The organism is Streptococcus oralis, from assembly GCF_004127215.1.
GTDB classification, from domain to species: Bacteria; Bacillota; Bacilli; order Lactobacillales; family Streptococcaceae; genus Streptococcus; species Streptococcus oralis_BD.
In genome coordinates, this window is record NZ_QEWJ01000001.1 from 327,547 (window position 1) to 344,053 (window position 16,507).

The following is a 16,507-nucleotide window of genomic DNA, read 5'->3' on the forward strand; positions in this document are numbered from 1 at the left end:
CACCTGAAGTTATGTTTCCGGCCCCTCGCGAGGTAGATAGGGAGATATACGAAAAAAATCGAATCAAAGATTTCTGAAATCAAAAGGTTTCCGGCCCCTCGCGAGGTAGATAGAGGGCTATACGAATGACCGATTGAACAAGAACTTTGAGCGCTACCTGTTTCCGGCCCCTCTCGAGGGAGATAGGTGGATATACGGCAGTAGCATTTACAAAAAGCGCAGAATTCTTGTTTCCGGCCCCTCGCGAGGTGGATAGGTAGCTATACATTAGCTACACTAGCACTTTCAACTATCGCACTTGCACGTTTCCGACCCCTCCCGAGGTAGATAGGTAGCTATACAATAGCAGTCTATAAACATAATTGGAAGCCCGTTTCCGGCCCCTCTCGAGGTAGATTGGTAGCTATACGACTGGATCCCAATGAACAAAGAAATCTCAGACCGGTTTCCGGCCCCTCTCGAGGTAGATAGGTATCTATACTCGAATTATTCGTGAAAATAGAAAATTCATTGAAGGTTTCCGGCCCCTCTCGAGGTAGATAGGTATCTATACTATAGCAGTTCTCACGCTACACGAACCGACAGCGCGTTTCCGGCCCCTCTCGAGGTAGATAGGTAGCTATACTCAAGCACAATTCAAAAAGTAAAAAAAGTTTCGAAAAATAGTTTCCGTCCCCTCTCGAGGTTGATAGGGAGCTATACGCAACTTATGGGCATACAGGAATTGTATGTCATGTATTTGAGTTTCCGGCCCCTCGCGAGGTTGATAGGTAGCTATACTATTGTACTCATGCAATCAACAGGACTCAAAGACAAGAAGTTTCCGGCCCCTTGCGAGGTAGATAGATATCTATACTGAAATTTTTTCCAAAATAGAACAGGAACTGTCCTAGTTTCCGGCCCCTCTCGAGGTTGATAGGGAGCTATACACTGATCGGATGAATCTACGAGAGATTTGGTTAGCGTTTCCGGCCCCTCTCGAGGTAGATAGGTATCTATACTAATTAAAAATAGTTCTTTAGAAACGAGGTTATTTTTAGTTTCCGGCCCCTCTCGAGGTAGATAGGTATCTATACCCCATATCTTGTATGTAAACCTATAACAAGCACTAGATATAAGCTCTTGGAAACTACTATTAGTATACCATATTTTGTAAGAGTTTTCATTTCTGAATACCAAATAAATCACATATCTTTTTTATTCCTCCTAAATGTATAAAGGATACTATTTTATCATTAAAATTACTTTTGTCAAGCCCAAATATAAATTTTTTTTAATACAAAAAACGAACCAGCCTGACTGATTCGTTTCATGATGGATAACTCCTACTTCCTATACATTTTAAACTGTAGGAAGAGGTCGCTGTATTTTCCTGTCCATTTATGATCAAATTTCTCATAAACTTCTAGGTGTTTCATGGTATCAGCGTCTGGATAGAAGGACTTGTCTTCCTTGGTCTCCTCTGGGAGCAGTTCCTTGGCTGTGTTATTTGGTGTTGCATAGCCGACATACTCCGCATTTTTCAGAGCATTGTCGGGTTTCAACATAAAGTTGATAAATGCGTAGGCTGCATCTTGGTTTTTCACAGTTTTTGGAATGACCATGTTATCAAACCAGAGATTGCTGGCCTCAGTCGGAACAACATATTTGAGGTTAGGATTTTTCTCCAACATCTGGCTGGCTTCCCCAGAGAAGGTCACCCCGATAGCAGCGTTGTTCTGGATCATGTAACCCTTCATCTCGTCCGCCACAATGGCCTTGATATTTGGAGTAAGCTTAATAAGCTTATCTACTGTCTCTTCCAACTGCTGTGGATCCTTTGAGTTGAGGCTGTAACCGAGCGAGTTAAGCCCGAGCCCCAGCACCTCACGTGCCCCATCAAAGAGCATGATAGAATCCTTATATTCTGGCTTCCAGAGATCATCCCAATGTTCAGGAGCCTCCTCTACCATGGTTTCGTTGTAGACAATTTCTAAAGTCCCCCAGAAGTATGGAATAGAGTACTGGTTATTTGGATCAAATGACTGGTTGAGGAATTCTGGTCCGATATTTTCGATTCCTTTCTCGATCAGCAAGACGGACTAGCCACTCAGGAACAGTCACATTTTTCCTAATGCCTTGTTACTTCTCACAAAAGGCGCAGGATCGATTTGAATCATTGATACAAAACCATCTGAAACCTCAATCTTTAAAATATCACTTGGAGTAGGCAGCACCATCCCTTCATCGATATAAGAAGCTAAAACATTTTCAAGTATTTCACGAGCATTTTTCATCGCTTCATCGATATTTTTTCCTTCTGTACCACCGCCAAATTCTGGGAATTCTACCCAATATCCTGTTCCTTCTTTATGAAAAATAGCTGGATACGTTTTTAATATTCTACTACCTCTGATGTAAAAAGACTTAGGAATGTAAGACTTACAATACTAAATCTTTGAGAATCTTTCTAATCCCTTCCCAAAATCTTCATTTCCATGAACTGAAATCGTGACAAGATAAAAAAACCTCTTTCTTAAAATGATGACGACTTCCCCTTTGACGAATTTCAACCCATCCATTCTCAAGAACTAGTTTCACCATTTCTTTATCTGTAAGTGGCACATATCGCTATTACCTCCTTACATTTGCTATTATACGCATTATGCGTATATTTGTCGAATTAAAACAAACCACTTTTCTCAATAAATACAAAATAAAATAGACCAGTTTCCTGATCCAATTTATTCTATATTCATTGACTTTTGGTCACACTTTGGTCAAAGATTCCAAAAATACTATCCTATATTAAAAACTAAATTGTGATGATTGCCCATAAACAAACACTTTGAATATTCTTTATACTTCTTTACATTTCTAAAAATGCCCCCTGCAGGAATCGAACCTGCAACTACTCCTTAGGAGGGAGTTGTTATATCCATTGAACTAAGGGAGCTAGAGAAAAACCCTGCTGGGTGAGCAGAGTTTTTAGTCGAATTAACGACGGATTTCTTTGATACGAGCTGCCTTACCTTGAAGTGCACGCAAGTAGTACAATTTCGCACGACGTACTTTACCGTAACGAACAACTTCGATCTTTTCAACACGTGGAGTGTGGATTGGGAAGATACGCTCAACACCTACACCGTTAGAGATTTTACGAACTGTGTAGTTTTCTGAGATGCCAGCACCTTTACGTGCGATAACAACACCTTCAAAAATCTGGATACGTTCACGGTTACCTTCGACAACTTTCGCGTGTACACGAACAGTGTCACCAGGACGGAATGATGGGATATCTGTACGAAGTTGACCTTCAGTCAAGCTTTGGATTAATGGATTCATTTTATTCTCCTATCTTTGTCAATCTTGAGGAACCTTCCTCAGCGGATAAACTGTATTTTTGTGCGTCCATTACACACAAGATACAGTTTACCAAATTTCCACCTAAAAGTAAAGAAATTTATAGCAGAATTCCTAAAAAAATCGCTAGAAAACCACCTATGTAGGTTAAGAGTAAATAGCTATAAAATACCTTCTTGTCACTAAGTAGTCTTTGCAGCTCATCATTCAAGGTTGAAAAGGTCGTCAACCCACCACAGAAACCTGTCGCTAGGATAGCGTAGACTTCCTTGGACTCCACATGGTTGTAGAATAAGCCAATCAAAAAACAACCGAGAAGATTGGCTATGAGAGTTCCTAGGGGCAATTTCGAGGATTGATTGTATCGGGAAAAGAAATAGCGCACTAGGGCTCCAAAGCCACAGGCGATTGCAAGATAGATGATTACCATTTCTTCCTCCCTAGAAAATAAGCCAAGAGCAAGCCTCCACCGATACTCAAAAGCAAATACATGACTAAACTAAGATAACGCCCGGTATCAAGCAATTTCACAGCATCCAAGAGCAGGCTAGAAAAGGTTGTTAAACCACCGCAAAAGCCTGTACCAAGCGCCAAAACCAAGCCTTTACTGCTTCCCTTATAGACCAGATAGCCTTTTACAAGATAGATCAAGCAGAAAATCCCCAGATAGTTGACAAGGAGGGTTCCCCATGGAAAGTCAGGACTAGTTGGCAACTGAATAGATAGAAAATAGCGGACAAGTCCACCCAACATAGCAGCTAAAAAAATCCCTAGCGGATAGAATTGTTCTTTTTTCATTTGATGTTTTGATCCTGATATTCACGCGAACGTTTGAGTATGTCCGAAAAAGTTGCGACAATAGTCTCCTGATAGCGCCTATCTTCTACACGACTTCTGACTTTTTCAAAAATAACTTCTTCTCTCTTAGTATCTAAGATTGGCTTACCAGATGCTTTCTTATAAGCGACAACCCCTTCAACTAAGTGCATCCGTTCTTCTAGGAGCTTGACGATTTGGTCGTCTATTTGATCAATTTCTTGCCGAATACTATTTAAATCCATAGTGTCTCCTCCTTTATTTGAATTATTGTATCAAAAAGCCACCAAATAGGCTAGTGAAATCCCAAAATGACTAATAAAAAAACGCACTAACTTCTTCCAGTCAGCGCAGTTTGATTCTTATCCTACTTTTGCAGCTAATTCTTCTGCGAATTGTTCCAAACGTTCTATGTCTTCTTCTTCGGCAGAAAGGTCTACTTTAACACACTCTGAACCTTTTTCTGCTCCTGTCGCTACAAAAACGCGATCAAAGTCATCGACAGCCTTACAGAATTCGTCGTAGAAGGTGTCACCTGAACCGACCACTCCGTAGATTTTGCCATTCAAGTTGAGATCAGCTAGGTCTTCGTAGAAGTCCATCATCTCATCTGGCAATTCTCCATCACCGTAAGTATAAGTCGCAACGATTGCGATGTCCGCCTCCAAGAAGTCTGAAGCGTCAACAGTCGTACATTCATCCACATCGACATCCAAGCCCAAATCACGCAATTTATCTGCTACAATATCTGCAATTTCTTCGGTATTACCGGTCATACTGGCAAATACAATTTTTGCTAATGCCATATCGTCCTCCTCAATTTATCTTTCTCCATTATATCATATCTTTTTCATTTTAAAAATAAAAATTCTTGTGCTACAATGAAATGAGAAAGAATTGAGGTTATTTATGGAAATTTGCCAGCAAATTTTAGAGAAAATCAAAGAATACGATACCATCATCATTCATCGGCATATGAAACCAGACCCTGATGCCTTGGGAAGTCAGGTAGGCTTGAAAGCCTTGCTCAATCACCATTTTCCAGAAAAGACCATCAAAGCTGTTGGTTATAATGAACCGACTTTGACTTGGATGGCAGAAATGGATACTGTCCAAGATAGTGACTACCAAGGTGCTCTTGCTATTATTTGTGATACAGCGAATCGTCCGCGTATCGATGATAAACGCTATGAACAAGCTGATTTTACCATCAAAATCGATCACCATCCAAATGATGATGTTTATGGTGACCTATCTTGGGTGGATACAAGTTCAAGCAGTGCCAGTGAGATGATTACTCTATTTGCTCAAAAAAATCAGCTGGCTTTGTCTAGTGAAGCGGCACGACTTCTCTATGCAGGAATTGTCGGGGACACTGGGCGTTTTCTCTACCCGTCAACTAGTGCTCGTACCTTTAGAATAGCTGCCCAGCTCCGAGAAGTTGATTTTGACTTTGCTGGATTGTCTCGTCAAATGGATACCATGAGCTTCAAGATTGCAAAACTTCAAGGCTATGTCTATGATCACTTAGAAGTTGATGAGAACGGAGCCGCACGCGTTCTACTTACTCAAGAAATCTTGAAAAGATATAAGGTTACAGATGCTGAAACCGCAGCGATTGTCGGTGCACCTGGTCGAATTGATACTGTTAAGGCTTGGGCTATCTTTGTTGAGCAAGCTGATGGCCACTTCCGCGTTCGTATGCGCAGTAAAATCACCCCTATCAATGAGATTGCCAAACGCCACGATGGGGGCGGACATCCATTAGCCAGTGGCGCCAATTCCTATAGTCTAGAAGAAAATGAACAAATATACAAAGAGCTTAAAGATGCTCTGCAGATTCACCAAGGCTAAGAAAGAATTTTCTTGGCCTTTTATATGCACTATTCTTAAAATATACGGTTTCTTTGTACCTCAGTTTATGGTATAATAAGTCAAACTGAAAAAAGGAGACTTAGTAATGGAAAAAAATCGTTTGTTTATCCTCATTTCTGCTGGAGTAGCAATCCTTGGTTCTCTCTTGCCATGGGCTAGTATAAATGCGGGTGCTTTTGGGTCCTATAGTATGAATGGTTACCAAGGAGATGGGTGGCTTGTCATTATCGCAGCTATTGTATCTATTGTTCTTGCGTGCTTGAATAATATGAATAAAGCAATGTCTAAAGGGTTCTCAATTGGTGTCATTGTTTCGGGTGCAATTGCAACTCTCGTCACACTAATTAATCTTTTTAATGTAAATAAGTACATGTCTAACTTTGGTGGATATGGCATTTCAATCGGCTTTGGTTTGATTCTGGCTCTTCTTGCTAGTATTGCACTAGTTGTAACTGGTCTCTTGGCAATGTCAGGTGGTAAAATTACAAAAGAGTCATTTACTGAATTAGCTGAATCTGGAAAAGATTTTGCTCAAACAGTCGGACGTGTAACGAGTACTACCGTAAAAACTGCAGTTGAGGAAATCAAAAAAGAAACTCAAGAACATAAAAAAGAAGAAACTACAGCTGAAAAAACAGAGACCACACAAGAGGAAACTGAGCAAAAAGAAGAAACTACAGAACCAGCTCATGTCGAAGCTGAAACAGAAAACAAAGAACCTGTTAAAGAAGAACCAGTTGAAACTGAACTAGCTGAAGAAGAAAATACTGAAAATAAGACTGTTGAAGAAAGTGAAACAGTAAAAGAAACAGCCGAAGAAGAAACAACTGAAACTAAAAATGAAGAGAAAGAAGAACAAAAAGATCCAAGTCAAGTGGACCAATAATTCTTCTAATATCACCTCAGTAAAAACTGGGGTGATTTTTATCAATATTTTTAATAAAATCAGGGAAAATACTTGCCAAACTTTTCAGAATCTGATAGACTAGTATGGTAACAATCTATGGCTCGCAAAGAGACCATGGCAGAAAGGAAATATTGCAAAATGAAAAAAGATATCCATCCAGAATATCGCCCAGTTGTCTTCATGGACACAACTACTGGTTACAAATTCCTTAGCGGTTCAACTAAACGCTCTAACGAAACTGTTGAGTTTGAAGGCGAAACTTACCCATTGATCCGTGTGGAAATTTCATCAGACTCACACCCATTCTACACTGGACGTCAAAAGTTCACTCAAGCAGATGGACGTGTGGATCGTTTCAACAAAAAATACGGTCTCAAATAATGATAAAAAAGAACAGTTTCAACTGTTCTTTTTTTTTACTTCTTTTCATGAATCAACCACTACTACTTTCTCTTTGTCAACCTCCACGCTGATACTATGATTGATTTCAAATGAGATTAAAAAATATCAAAAAGAAGTTTGATGTTAAGAATGGTCAAGATGATTGAAACTGCGTAACCTAGGATTGTGTTCCACTTGGCATTGGTAAATTCTCCCATCAGTGACTTCTTAGAGGTCAGATAAATCAAGGGGAAGATTGAAAACGGAAGAGCGATCGAAAGAAAGACCTGTGAATAGACCAATAACTGATCCAAGATTTTTTCTTGATGCCCAAACAAAACGGCGACAATAATCACAGGTAGCAAGGCAAAAATACGTGTACCGATACGGATAATCCACTGAGGCAATTTCAGATGCAAGAAACCTTCCATAACGATCTGTCCAGTTAAGGTACCTGTAATGGTCGAATTCTGGCCACTTGCTAGGAGGGCTAGAGCAAATAAAGTTGACAGAGTTGAGCTGGCTATTGCTCCTGCTATTTTCGAATCCTGTAAAGCATTGTACATTTGGGAGAAAGCTGAAATTTCGGACGCATGACCAAAAAAGAGGGAGGCCCCTAAAATAAGAAGTAAGGAATTGACAATAAAAGCTAGGGACAACTGAAGATTTGAATCCCAGGTCATAAAACGAACAGCTTTTCGAACGTCCTTCTTATCTTTGTGGTTGATTTTCCTTGTTTGGGATAGAGAAGAATGGAGATAGAGATTATGGGGCATGACTGTCGCTCCTACAATCCCTAGAGCCAAGGTCAATTGGCTTTCATGACCCGGCAATGGTGTCTCAAATAATGTTGGAGTCGGTAAATAACCACCAAAAATACCCTGAATACTTGGACTGGATAAGGCCACCAGATAGGTAAAGATGGCTAATATGGTTAAAATAAGAGTCGTAACAATGGCTTCGATTTTTTTAAAGCCAAATTTCATCAATAAAAGTAACAAAAATACATCTAAAACGGTTAAGAGGATAGCGACCATAATCGGTATCTTAAATAAAAGATTTAAAGCAATCGCTGAACCTAGAACCTCGGCTAAGTCTGTTGCCATTAAAGCTAATTCTAAAATCACCCACAGACTATAGCGAAGCCACTTGGGAGCATGATGAGCTGTTGCCTGTGCTAGGTCCATCTTAGTTACGATACCGAGCTTTCCAGCCATCTGTTGTAGCTGCATGGCAATGATGGATGAAATTAAAATAACAAATAAAAGGCTGTACTTGTAGGAGGCGCCACCAACCACACTGGTGATCCAGTTTCCTGGATCCATGTAGCCAACTGCCACAAGTGCACCAGGTCCTAAAAATGCTTTTAGATTTTGCCAAAAATGGTTGTTATTTGGAGTTTCAATAGATTGATTGATCTCAGAAAGAGAGACTTTTTCATAAGAGGACATAGGGATTTCCCACTTTCTAATCTGTCTTTACCAATTTCCTTAATGGAATTTTTGAAAATACAATGAAAATAGTTTGCCTATTTCCAATCTTTCCTTATTATATCACATTTTGGAATGATTCTTAAGGAAAGAATGATAGTTGAAATAAGCAAGATCAGTATTGTAAAAGCCAGCGTTTTCTACGCTGACTTTTTAACTGTGAAATTTTTTTCTCAACTAGATTGCTTCTGTGACAAAACTACGGCTTTCCAGCACTTTGAGCATGGCATTAGCTGTATCTAGGGCTGTGAAGAGGGGCACCCCGTGTTCAATGGCTGAACGGCGGATTTGCTCTCCATCTTCGTCAGCAGTTCGTTTTGTTCCGACAGTATTGATAATCGCTTGGATTTTTCCTTTGCGGACAAAGCTTGGAATGTCCTTCTCATCGTCACCAATCTTACCAACAGGTTGGGCATGCAGTCCATGACTGGCAAAGAAGGCTGCAGTTCCTTCTGTCGCAAGGATACCGTAACCGATATTTTGGAAACGTCGAGCCAAGTTCAAGGCTTCTTCTTTGGCATCATCTGCGATGGTAAAGACTACATTTCCAAAGGTTGGCAAATGGAGATAAGAAGCTTCAAAGGCTTTATAGAGAGCTTTTTCGAGAGTCGTATCAGAACCCATAACTTCACCTGTTGACTTCATCTCAGGACCGAGCAAGCTGTCTACCTTAGCTAGTTTGGTAAAAGAGAAGACAGGTGCCTTGATATGAACGCGAGTGCTTTCAGGATAAAGTCCATCTTGGTAGCCAAGTTCTGATAAACTTTGCCCAAGAATGAGCTTGGTTGCTACCTGAGCCATCGGAATATTGGTCACTTTAGAAAGGAAAGGAACCGTACGGCTGGCACGTGGGTTAACCTCAATAACATAGACTTTCTCATCCTTGATGACAAACTGAATGTTCATCATACCAAGACAGTTAAGACCGATTGCAAGACGTTTTGTGTAGTCTGCAATGGTTTCCTGAACCTTTTGCGACAAAGTTTGTGGCGGGTAAACGGCCATTGAGTCACCTGAGTGGACACCGGCACGTTCGATATGCTCCATGATACCTGGGATAAGGACATTTTGTCCATCTGAAATGGCATCAACTTCACACTCTTGCCCAACGATGTAAGAGTCAACAAGAACTGGATGGTCTGGACTAGCCTTAACAGCCGTACGCATGTAAGAACGGAGGTCCTCTTCGTTTTCAACAATTTCCATGGCACGTCCACCCAAGACATAAGATGGGCGAACAAGGACTGGGAAACCAATCTTGCGTGCTGCAAGCACTGCTTCTTCTTCATTGGTTGCTGTCTGTCCTGGTGGCTGTGGAATATTCAAGTCTTTAAGGGCTTGCTCGAAGAGGTCACGGTCTTCCGCGCGGTCTAGGTCAGCGACTTGCGTACCAAGGATGGTCACACCTGCTTTTGCCAAAGGCTCCGCAAGGTTGATGGCTGTTTGGCCACCAAACTGAACGATAACGCCTTTTGGTTGCTCCAAGTCAATGACATTCATGACATCTTCGAATGTCAATGGTTCAAAGTAGAGCTTGTCAGATACCGAGAAGTCTGTAGAAACGGTCTCTGGGTTTGAATTCATGATAATAGCTTCATAACCAGCAGCCTGAATAGCCTTAACTGAGTGAACAGTTGCGTAGTCAAACTCAACTCCTTGCCCAATACGGATTGGACCAGAACCGAGAACTAGAACGGATTCCTTGTCAGACTTGATAGACTCATTTTCCCATCCATAGGTTGAATAGAAATATGGAGTTTCAGAGTCGAACTCTGCCGCACAGGTATCGACCATCTTATAGACTGGAACAATCTTGTTTTCCAAGCGAAGGTGGCGAACTTGCTCAGCTGTCGTTTCCCAGAGTTCAGCAATCTTACGGTCTGAAAATCCATTGAGTTTAGCTGTTTTCAAGACTTCTAGATCTTGTGGATGGGCACCTAATTCTTGCTCAATTTCAAAGATGTGCAAGAGTTTATCCAGATAGAAGATATCAATCTTGGTCAATTCAGCAATTTCTTCTGGAGTGTAACCACGGCGAATAGCCTCTGATACATAGAAGAGACGGTCATCTTGGGCTTTCACAACCTTTTCAATCAAGGCATCATCCGAAATAGATGCTAGTTCAGGCATTTCATTGTGGTGAACCCCAATTTCAAGTGAACGACAAGCTTTAAGAAGTGACTCTTCGATGTTGCGTCCAATAGCCATAACTTCTCCAGTTGCCTTCATCTGAGTTCCAAGACGACGCTCACCTTTTTCAAACTTGTCAAATGGGAAACGTGGAATCTTAGCAACGACGTAGTCAAGGGCTGGTTCAAACATAGCATAGGTTGAACCTGTAACTGGGTTGATGACCTCATCAAGGGTTAAACCAACTGCAATCTTGGCAGCCAATTTGGCAATCGGATAACCAGTTGCCTTAGAAGCAAGCGCTGACGAACGCGATACACGAGGGTTTACTTCGATAACATAGTACTTGAAGCTATGCGGATCAAGGGCCAGCTGAACGTTACATCCACCTTCAATCTTGAGAGCGCGGATAATGCTCAAGCTCGCGTCACGGAGCATTTGATTTTCATAGTCTGACATGGTTTGCGCAGGAGCAAATACGATAGAATCCCCTGTATGAATCCCAACTGGGTCAAAGTTTTCCATGTTACAAACAACGAGGGCATTGTCAGCTGAGTCGCGCATGACCTCGTACTCAATTTCCTTGAAACCGGCAATGGAACGCTCAATCAAACACTGGGTAACAGGTGACAGTTTCAACCCATTTTCAGCGATTTCACGCAGTTCTTCCTCGTTGGCACACATACCACCACCGGTTCCACCAAGAGTGAAGGCTGGACGAACGATAACAGGGTAGCCGATTGATGCCGCAAAGGCAACAGCTTCTTCCACTGTGTTGACAATTTCAGATTCTGGAATTGGCTGCTCAAGCTCTTCCATCAATTGTTTAAAGAGATCACGGTCCTCTGCTTGGTCGATGGCAGACAATTTAGTACCGAGAAGTTCTACTCCAAGCTCATCTAGGATACCATTTTTAGACAATTCCATGGCCATATTGAGCCCTGTCTGACCTCCAAGAGTTGGAAGCAAAGCATCCGGACGTTCCTTACGGAGAATACGCGTTACAAACTCAAGTGTAATCGGCTCAATATAAACCTTGTCAGCAATCTCCTTGTCCGTCATGATGGTTGCAGGGTTTGAGTTAACCAAGACAACCTCATAACCTTCCTCTTTCAAAGACAAGCAAGCCTGGGTCCCAGCATAGTCAAACTCAGCAGCCTGACCAATAATAATCGGACCAGAACCAATCACCATAATTTTTTGAATATCAGTACGTTTAGGCATTTATAAGATATTAAGGGTGTCAAGCGGACAAAGCTAAAATAGGAGTTATGACGAAGAACTGTCAGTTCTAGGAATAACTGTCTTTTTAGCACCGTCCGTAGCCCGTATTCAATTCAGCAAATACGGACCACCCTTCTCCTTTCTATTCGTCGCCTCACAGGGCGACATTAAATAAATTCTCCGACGATTTTTTAGAGAAACGATATTTTTCGATAAAAAATCTAGTGCAGGGAGTTTTTAGTTCGCCTGATAGCGACTAAAAGAAACGACCTGCCTTTCTATTCGGCAACTCTCAGGTTGCCATTAAATAAATTCTCCGACGAGCTTTTACTCGTCCTTAGTTTGATTGTTTAAAAGCTTCCATCATCTCGATAAACTCGTCAAAGAGATAGCTGGCATCGTGTGGACCAGGAGCTGCGTCTGGGTGGAATTGTACAGAAAAACCTGGTTGGTATCTGTGGCGCACACCTTCAACTGACTTGTCATTGATTTCTTCGTGGGTAATGATCAAATGCTCTGGCAAATCCTCACGGCTAACCGCATAACCGTGGTTCTGGCTGGTAAAATCTACTCGTCCTGTAGCAATTTCACGTACCGCGTGGTTAAATCCACGGTGACCAAATTTCATTTTGTAGGTCTTAGCTCCATTGGCCATGGCAAAGAGTTGATGTCCCATACAAATACCAAAGATTGGAATTTTCCCTTGCACACCACGAATCATGTCCAGTGCTTCTGGAACATCTTCGGGGTTACCTGGACCATTTGACAACATAACTCCATCAGGGTTGAGGTGGAGAATTTCTTCTGCCGTTGTTGAATAAGGAACAACCGTCACGTTACAGTTACGCTTAGAAAGTTCGCGTAAGATTGAGTGCTTGAGACCAAAGTCCACTAGCACCACGCTCAAGCCAACCCCAGGAGCTGGATATGAAGTTTTAGTAGAAACCTGTTTGATATTGTCTGTTGGCAAGACTGTTGCTTGGAGCTGGTCCGTCACATGGTCCATACTGTCCCCAACATGAGTCAAGGTTGCACGCATAGTACCATGCTTACGGATGATTTTAGTAAGTGCACGGGTATCAATTCCTGAAATCCCTGGAATTTTCTTGGCTTTCAAAAATTCATCCAAAGTCATTTGGTTCCGCCAGTTACTAGCTCTACGTGCTTCTTCGAAAACAACGACTCCCTTACAAGTTGGAATAATGGATTCGTAATCATCACGATTAATTCCATAATTTCCCACCAAAGGATAAGTAAAGGTCAAGATTTGTCCATTATAAGACTGGTCTGTAATGGACTCTTGGTAACCGGTCATCCCTGTGTTAAAGACGATTTCGCCTGTTACATCAAGATCTGCTCCAAAGGCCTTGCCTTCAAAAACTGTGCCATCTTCTAATACTAGAAGTCTTTTTGTCATATTTTCACCTCTCGTGGACGCTCACTGGCGTCTTTTAACGTCTTGTGTTTTAGTTGGCGTTTCTACTCGCCAGTACGGATTCTAAGATTGCCATTCGAACAAAGACACCATTGGTCATTTGTTGGACAATCCGTGATTTTGAAGCTTCAACCAAGTGGTCAGCAATTTCCACATCTCGATTGACAGGAGCTGGATGCATAATGATTGCTGTTTCTTTCAAACGATCATAACGTTCTTGGTTCAAGCCATGTTGGGCATGGTAGTCTTCTTTTGAAAAGATTGTTCCACTTTCGTGGCGTTCATGTTGAACTCGGAGTAACATCAAAACATCCACCTGATCAACAATCTCATCAATAGTTACAAACTGTCCATAGTCCGCAAACTCTTGACTTCTCCATTCCTCAGGTCCTGCAAAGAACAGTTCAGCTCCCAAGCGTTTCAAAATCTGCATATTGGATTTGGCAACGCGTGAGTGGTCCAAGTCGCCTGCAATAGCAACCTTGAGACCCTCAAAGTGGCCAAATTCCTCATAAATAGTCATCAAATCAAGCAAGCTCTGACTAGGATGTTGACCCGAGCCGTCTCCACCATTGATGATGGAAGTCGTAATCGTCGGACTCGCAATCAACTCTCTGTAATAGTCGACATCTGGGTGGCGAATCACACAGACATCCACTCCTAGAGCAGATAGGGTCAAGATGGTATCATACAATGTCTCACCCTTATTGACCGAACTGGTCTTCACATCAAAGTCAAGTCGCTCCAGCCCTAGCTTAATCTCTGCCACTTCAAATGACTTATGTGTCCGTGTAGAATCCTCAAAGAAAAGATTTGAAACAATCGGATGGTCTTCATAAGGAAGCTGGGCTCCATTTTTAAACTCAATTCCTCGCTTAATCAATTTCATCACTTGATCGACAGTGAGGTCTTCCATGGACACCACATGGTTCAATGCTTGTTGATTTTCTGACATAGCTACTCCTTCAGCTTTCTAAGCTTCTTCAGTAATCAGAACTCTGTCTTGGCCATCAAGTTCTGTCATCTCTACGATGATTTCTTCAGAACGACTGGTTGGGATATTTTTCCCAACGTAATCTGGACGGATAGGCAATTCTCTATGTCCACGATCGACTAGAACTGCTAAACTCACGCGCGCAGGACGACCATGTCCGACAATATTATCGATCGCAGCACGGATGGTACGACCTGTATAGAGTACATCATCCACCAAGATAACTTCACGGTCTGTCACATCAACAGAAATCAAAGAAGTATCTTCTCCGCTTTTAACATCATCACGGAAAGGTTTGGTGTCTAATTCCACAACAGGAACAGTGATGTTTTCCAACTGCTCCAAGCGTTCTTTGATACGATGAGCGATGAAAACACCACGCGTTTTTATCCCAGCTAAGATAATTTTATTCAAATCTTTATTGCGCTCGATAATCTCATAAGTAATTCGCGTAATCGCTCGTTTGACAGTCAATTCGTCTACAACTTCTTTTGTCTTCATGACAAACCTCCAAAAAGAAAAGTCTCCTTCTACAAGGAGACTTGAAATGTATAGCCAAGCGAGCCCCACTGTATACAGTATAGACTTCACCCTTCTACTTTATCGCGCTCCTTGCCTGCCTCACGGGACAGGTTTAAAGGACTATTTAGTTATCATTTACTATAGCACAAAGCACCCTTAAAATCAAGCAAAAACTTTTTCAGAGTCCTCTTAAACATTACTAAAATCATATAATTGGGGATAGTGGTCACATTCTGGATTTTTGGGATGGCAGATAGCTCGTCCAAAGTAAATCATGGCCTGGTGGGCTGCTAACCACTCTTCTGGGGGCAGAACATCCATGACACGTTTTTCTACTTCGAGGGGCGTGGCCGATTTTTTAACAATATCATGATGCTTGCAGATACGCTCAACATGAGTATCAACTGCAAAGGCTGGAATTCCAAAGCCCACACTCATGACTACGTTGGCTGTTTTGCGTCCAACACCTGCTAGGCTTTCTAATTCCTCTCGAGTCTGAGGTACTTGACCATTAAAATCGTCTAGTAACTGCTGGGCACATTTTTTAAGAAATTTAGCTTTATTGCGATAAAGTCCTAAACGGGAAATGTGTGAAGCAATTTCACTTTCTGTCGCGACGGACATAGCTTGAGGCGTTGGAAAGGCTGCAAAGAGACCTGGTGTGGCCTTATTGACTGCGGCATCTGTCGTCTGGGCTGACAGCATCACTGCAACCAAGAGTTCAAAATGATTGCGAAAATCTAGACTTGGTTTCGCATCTGGGAAAAGGGCAATGATTTCCTCTATGACATGACGAGCACGTTTCTTGGATAAAACCATCTACTCGTCTCCATTAAATAGTCCTTGCAAGCCTGCAAATGGACTGTTTTCTTCTTTCTTGACTGCTTGTTGGGCTTGGTATTCTTCCTCAGTCATGATTTGCCAGTCATTTCCAGACACAAAACCTTGTCCCGCCTCTTCTTCTGCCGTCAAGACCTTGATTGGGATATTGAGCAAGATATTATCTGCTACGCTCTCAGCAAGGTCGATTTCCCCATTTTCGATAGGCAGGACCAAGTCATCATCTAAAACTTCCTGATCTAGTTGGTTGGTCGCTCCCTCCATGAAAACCTCTGTGACTGGATAAGACTCTGCCAACTCAACTGGCTCCATACTGCGGCTGGAAGCAAGAACGATGGTATAAGATAACTGATAATCTAGGAAATACATACGGTCTTCGTACTGGACCTTTCCCACTGCTAGGATATCTTTGACATCTAAAATTTCTTGATTACGGGTACGTAAGTCTGCTGCCAGGTCTAAAGTTTGTTCAAAGTGTAGGCCTTCAGACTGCTTACGAATTTCTTGAATGTTTAACTTCATATTTCCTCCATAAAGATTTACTCACTTGA

16 protein-coding genes, 1 tRNA gene and 2 pseudogenes are annotated in these 16,507 nt (G+C 41.8%); 3 read left to right on the forward strand and 16 right to left on the reverse strand.

Annotation, left to right across the window (positions count from 1 at the left end):
* Window positions 1–1,325: 1,325 nt before the first annotated feature.
* The 9 genes and pseudogenes from DF216_RS01555 to DF216_RS01595 all read right to left on the reverse strand — a co-directional run.
* Window positions 1,326–2,063 (reverse strand): annotated as a pseudogene (locus DF216_RS01555) (ABC transporter substrate-binding protein); the annotation flags it as partial.
* Window positions 2,017–2,381: pseudogene (locus DF216_RS01560) on the reverse strand (type II toxin-antitoxin system HicB family antitoxin). The pseudogenes DF216_RS01555 and DF216_RS01560, both read right to left, overlap by 47 nt.
* Window positions 2,382–2,469: 88 nt before the next feature.
* Window positions 2,470–2,583, reverse strand: a complete 114-nt coding sequence (locus DF216_RS01565; RefSeq protein WP_440862126.1) for a type II toxin-antitoxin system HicA family toxin — start codon at window positions 2,581–2,583, stop codon at window positions 2,470–2,472.
* A 280-nt stretch (window positions 2,584–2,863) separates the two neighbouring features.
* Window positions 2,864–2,935, reverse strand: a tRNA-Arg gene (locus DF216_RS01570).
* A gap of 41 nt (window positions 2,936–2,976) precedes the next feature.
* Window positions 2,977–3,324 (reverse strand): 50S ribosomal protein L19, encoded by a 348-nt coding sequence (gene rplS, locus DF216_RS01575; RefSeq protein WP_001068669.1) that lies wholly within the window; start codon window positions 3,322–3,324, stop codon window positions 2,977–2,979.
* 118 nt (window positions 3,325–3,442) lie between these two features.
* The gene (crcB, locus tag DF216_RS01580; RefSeq protein ID WP_129325732.1) at window positions 3,443–3,772 is read right to left on the reverse strand and encodes a fluoride efflux transporter CrcB; all 330 of its coding nucleotides are present in this window, start codon (window positions 3,770–3,772) and stop codon (window positions 3,443–3,445) included.
* Window positions 3,766–4,140 (reverse strand): fluoride efflux transporter CrcB, encoded by a 375-nt coding sequence (crcB, locus tag DF216_RS01585; protein WP_129325733.1) that lies wholly within the window; start codon window positions 4,138–4,140, stop codon window positions 3,766–3,768. Before crcB (DF216_RS01585) ends, crcB (DF216_RS01580) begins: the two co-directional genes overlap by 7 nt.
* Window positions 4,137–4,403: a chorismate mutase gene (locus DF216_RS01590; RefSeq protein ID WP_084972176.1), complete on the reverse strand. Its 267-nt coding sequence runs from the start codon at window positions 4,401–4,403 to the stop codon at window positions 4,137–4,139. The genes crcB (DF216_RS01585) and DF216_RS01590 overlap by 4 nt, the downstream gene beginning before the upstream one ends.
* A gap of 117 nt (window positions 4,404–4,520) precedes the next feature.
* Complete coding sequence (locus DF216_RS01595) at window positions 4,521–4,964, reverse strand: flavodoxin (protein WP_001162125.1); 444 nt, start codon at window positions 4,962–4,964, stop codon at window positions 4,521–4,523.
* A gap of 103 nt (window positions 4,965–5,067) precedes the next feature.
* On the opposite strand from DF216_RS01595, the gene DF216_RS01600 reads away from it, so the two are divergent.
* From DF216_RS01600 to DF216_RS01610, 3 genes are all read left to right on the forward strand, one after another.
* The gene (locus DF216_RS01600; protein ID WP_129325734.1) at window positions 5,068–6,012 is read left to right on the forward strand and encodes a DHH family phosphoesterase; all 945 of its coding nucleotides are present in this window, start codon (window positions 5,068–5,070) and stop codon (window positions 6,010–6,012) included.
* Between the two features lie 106 nt (window positions 6,013–6,118).
* A complete protein-coding gene (locus DF216_RS01605; protein WP_129325735.1) occupies window positions 6,119–6,919 on the forward strand; it encodes a lantibiotic ABC transporter permease in 801 nt (266 codons plus the stop codon).
* Between the two features lie 159 nt (window positions 6,920–7,078).
* On the forward strand, window positions 7,079–7,321 hold the full coding sequence (locus DF216_RS01610) for a type B 50S ribosomal protein L31 (protein ID WP_000710762.1): 243 nt from the start codon (window positions 7,079–7,081) through the stop codon (window positions 7,319–7,321).
* Between the two features lie 116 nt (window positions 7,322–7,437).
* On the opposite strand, the gene DF216_RS01615 is transcribed toward DF216_RS01610, so the two are convergent.
* The 7 genes from DF216_RS01615 to DF216_RS01645 all read right to left on the reverse strand — a co-directional run bounded on the left by DF216_RS01615 (window position 7,438) and on the right by DF216_RS01645 (window position 16,478).
* Window positions 7,438–8,772: an Nramp family divalent metal transporter gene (locus DF216_RS01615; protein WP_129325736.1), complete on the reverse strand. Its 1,335-nt coding sequence runs from the start codon at window positions 8,770–8,772 to the stop codon at window positions 7,438–7,440.
* A 216-nt stretch (window positions 8,773–8,988) separates the two neighbouring features.
* A complete protein-coding gene (carB, locus tag DF216_RS01620) occupies window positions 8,989–12,165 on the reverse strand; it encodes a carbamoyl-phosphate synthase large subunit (protein WP_129325737.1) in 3,177 nt (1,058 codons plus the stop codon).
* Window positions 12,166–12,502: 337 nt separating this feature from the next.
* Window positions 12,503–13,582: a carbamoyl phosphate synthase small subunit gene (locus DF216_RS01625; RefSeq protein ID WP_129325738.1), complete on the reverse strand. Its 1,080-nt coding sequence runs from the start codon at window positions 13,580–13,582 to the stop codon at window positions 12,503–12,505.
* A 49-nt stretch (window positions 13,583–13,631) separates the two neighbouring features.
* Complete coding sequence (locus DF216_RS01630; RefSeq protein ID WP_129325739.1) at window positions 13,632–14,555, reverse strand: aspartate carbamoyltransferase catalytic subunit; 924 nt, start codon at window positions 14,553–14,555, stop codon at window positions 13,632–13,634.
* Between the two features lie 18 nt (window positions 14,556–14,573).
* Window positions 14,574–15,095, reverse strand: a complete 522-nt coding sequence (pyrR, locus tag DF216_RS01635; protein ID WP_000850018.1) for a bifunctional pyr operon transcriptional regulator/uracil phosphoribosyltransferase PyrR — start codon at window positions 15,093–15,095, stop codon at window positions 14,574–14,576.
* A 210-nt stretch (window positions 15,096–15,305) separates the two neighbouring features.
* A complete protein-coding gene (gene nth / locus DF216_RS01640; protein WP_129325740.1) occupies window positions 15,306–15,935 on the reverse strand; it encodes an endonuclease III in 630 nt (209 codons plus the stop codon).
* Window positions 15,936–16,478, reverse strand: coding sequence for a YceD family protein (locus DF216_RS01645; RefSeq protein WP_129325741.1), 543 nt, complete (start codon window positions 16,476–16,478; stop codon window positions 15,936–15,938). It lies immediately after the preceding gene.
* Window positions 16,479–16,507: the final 29 nt, after the last annotated feature.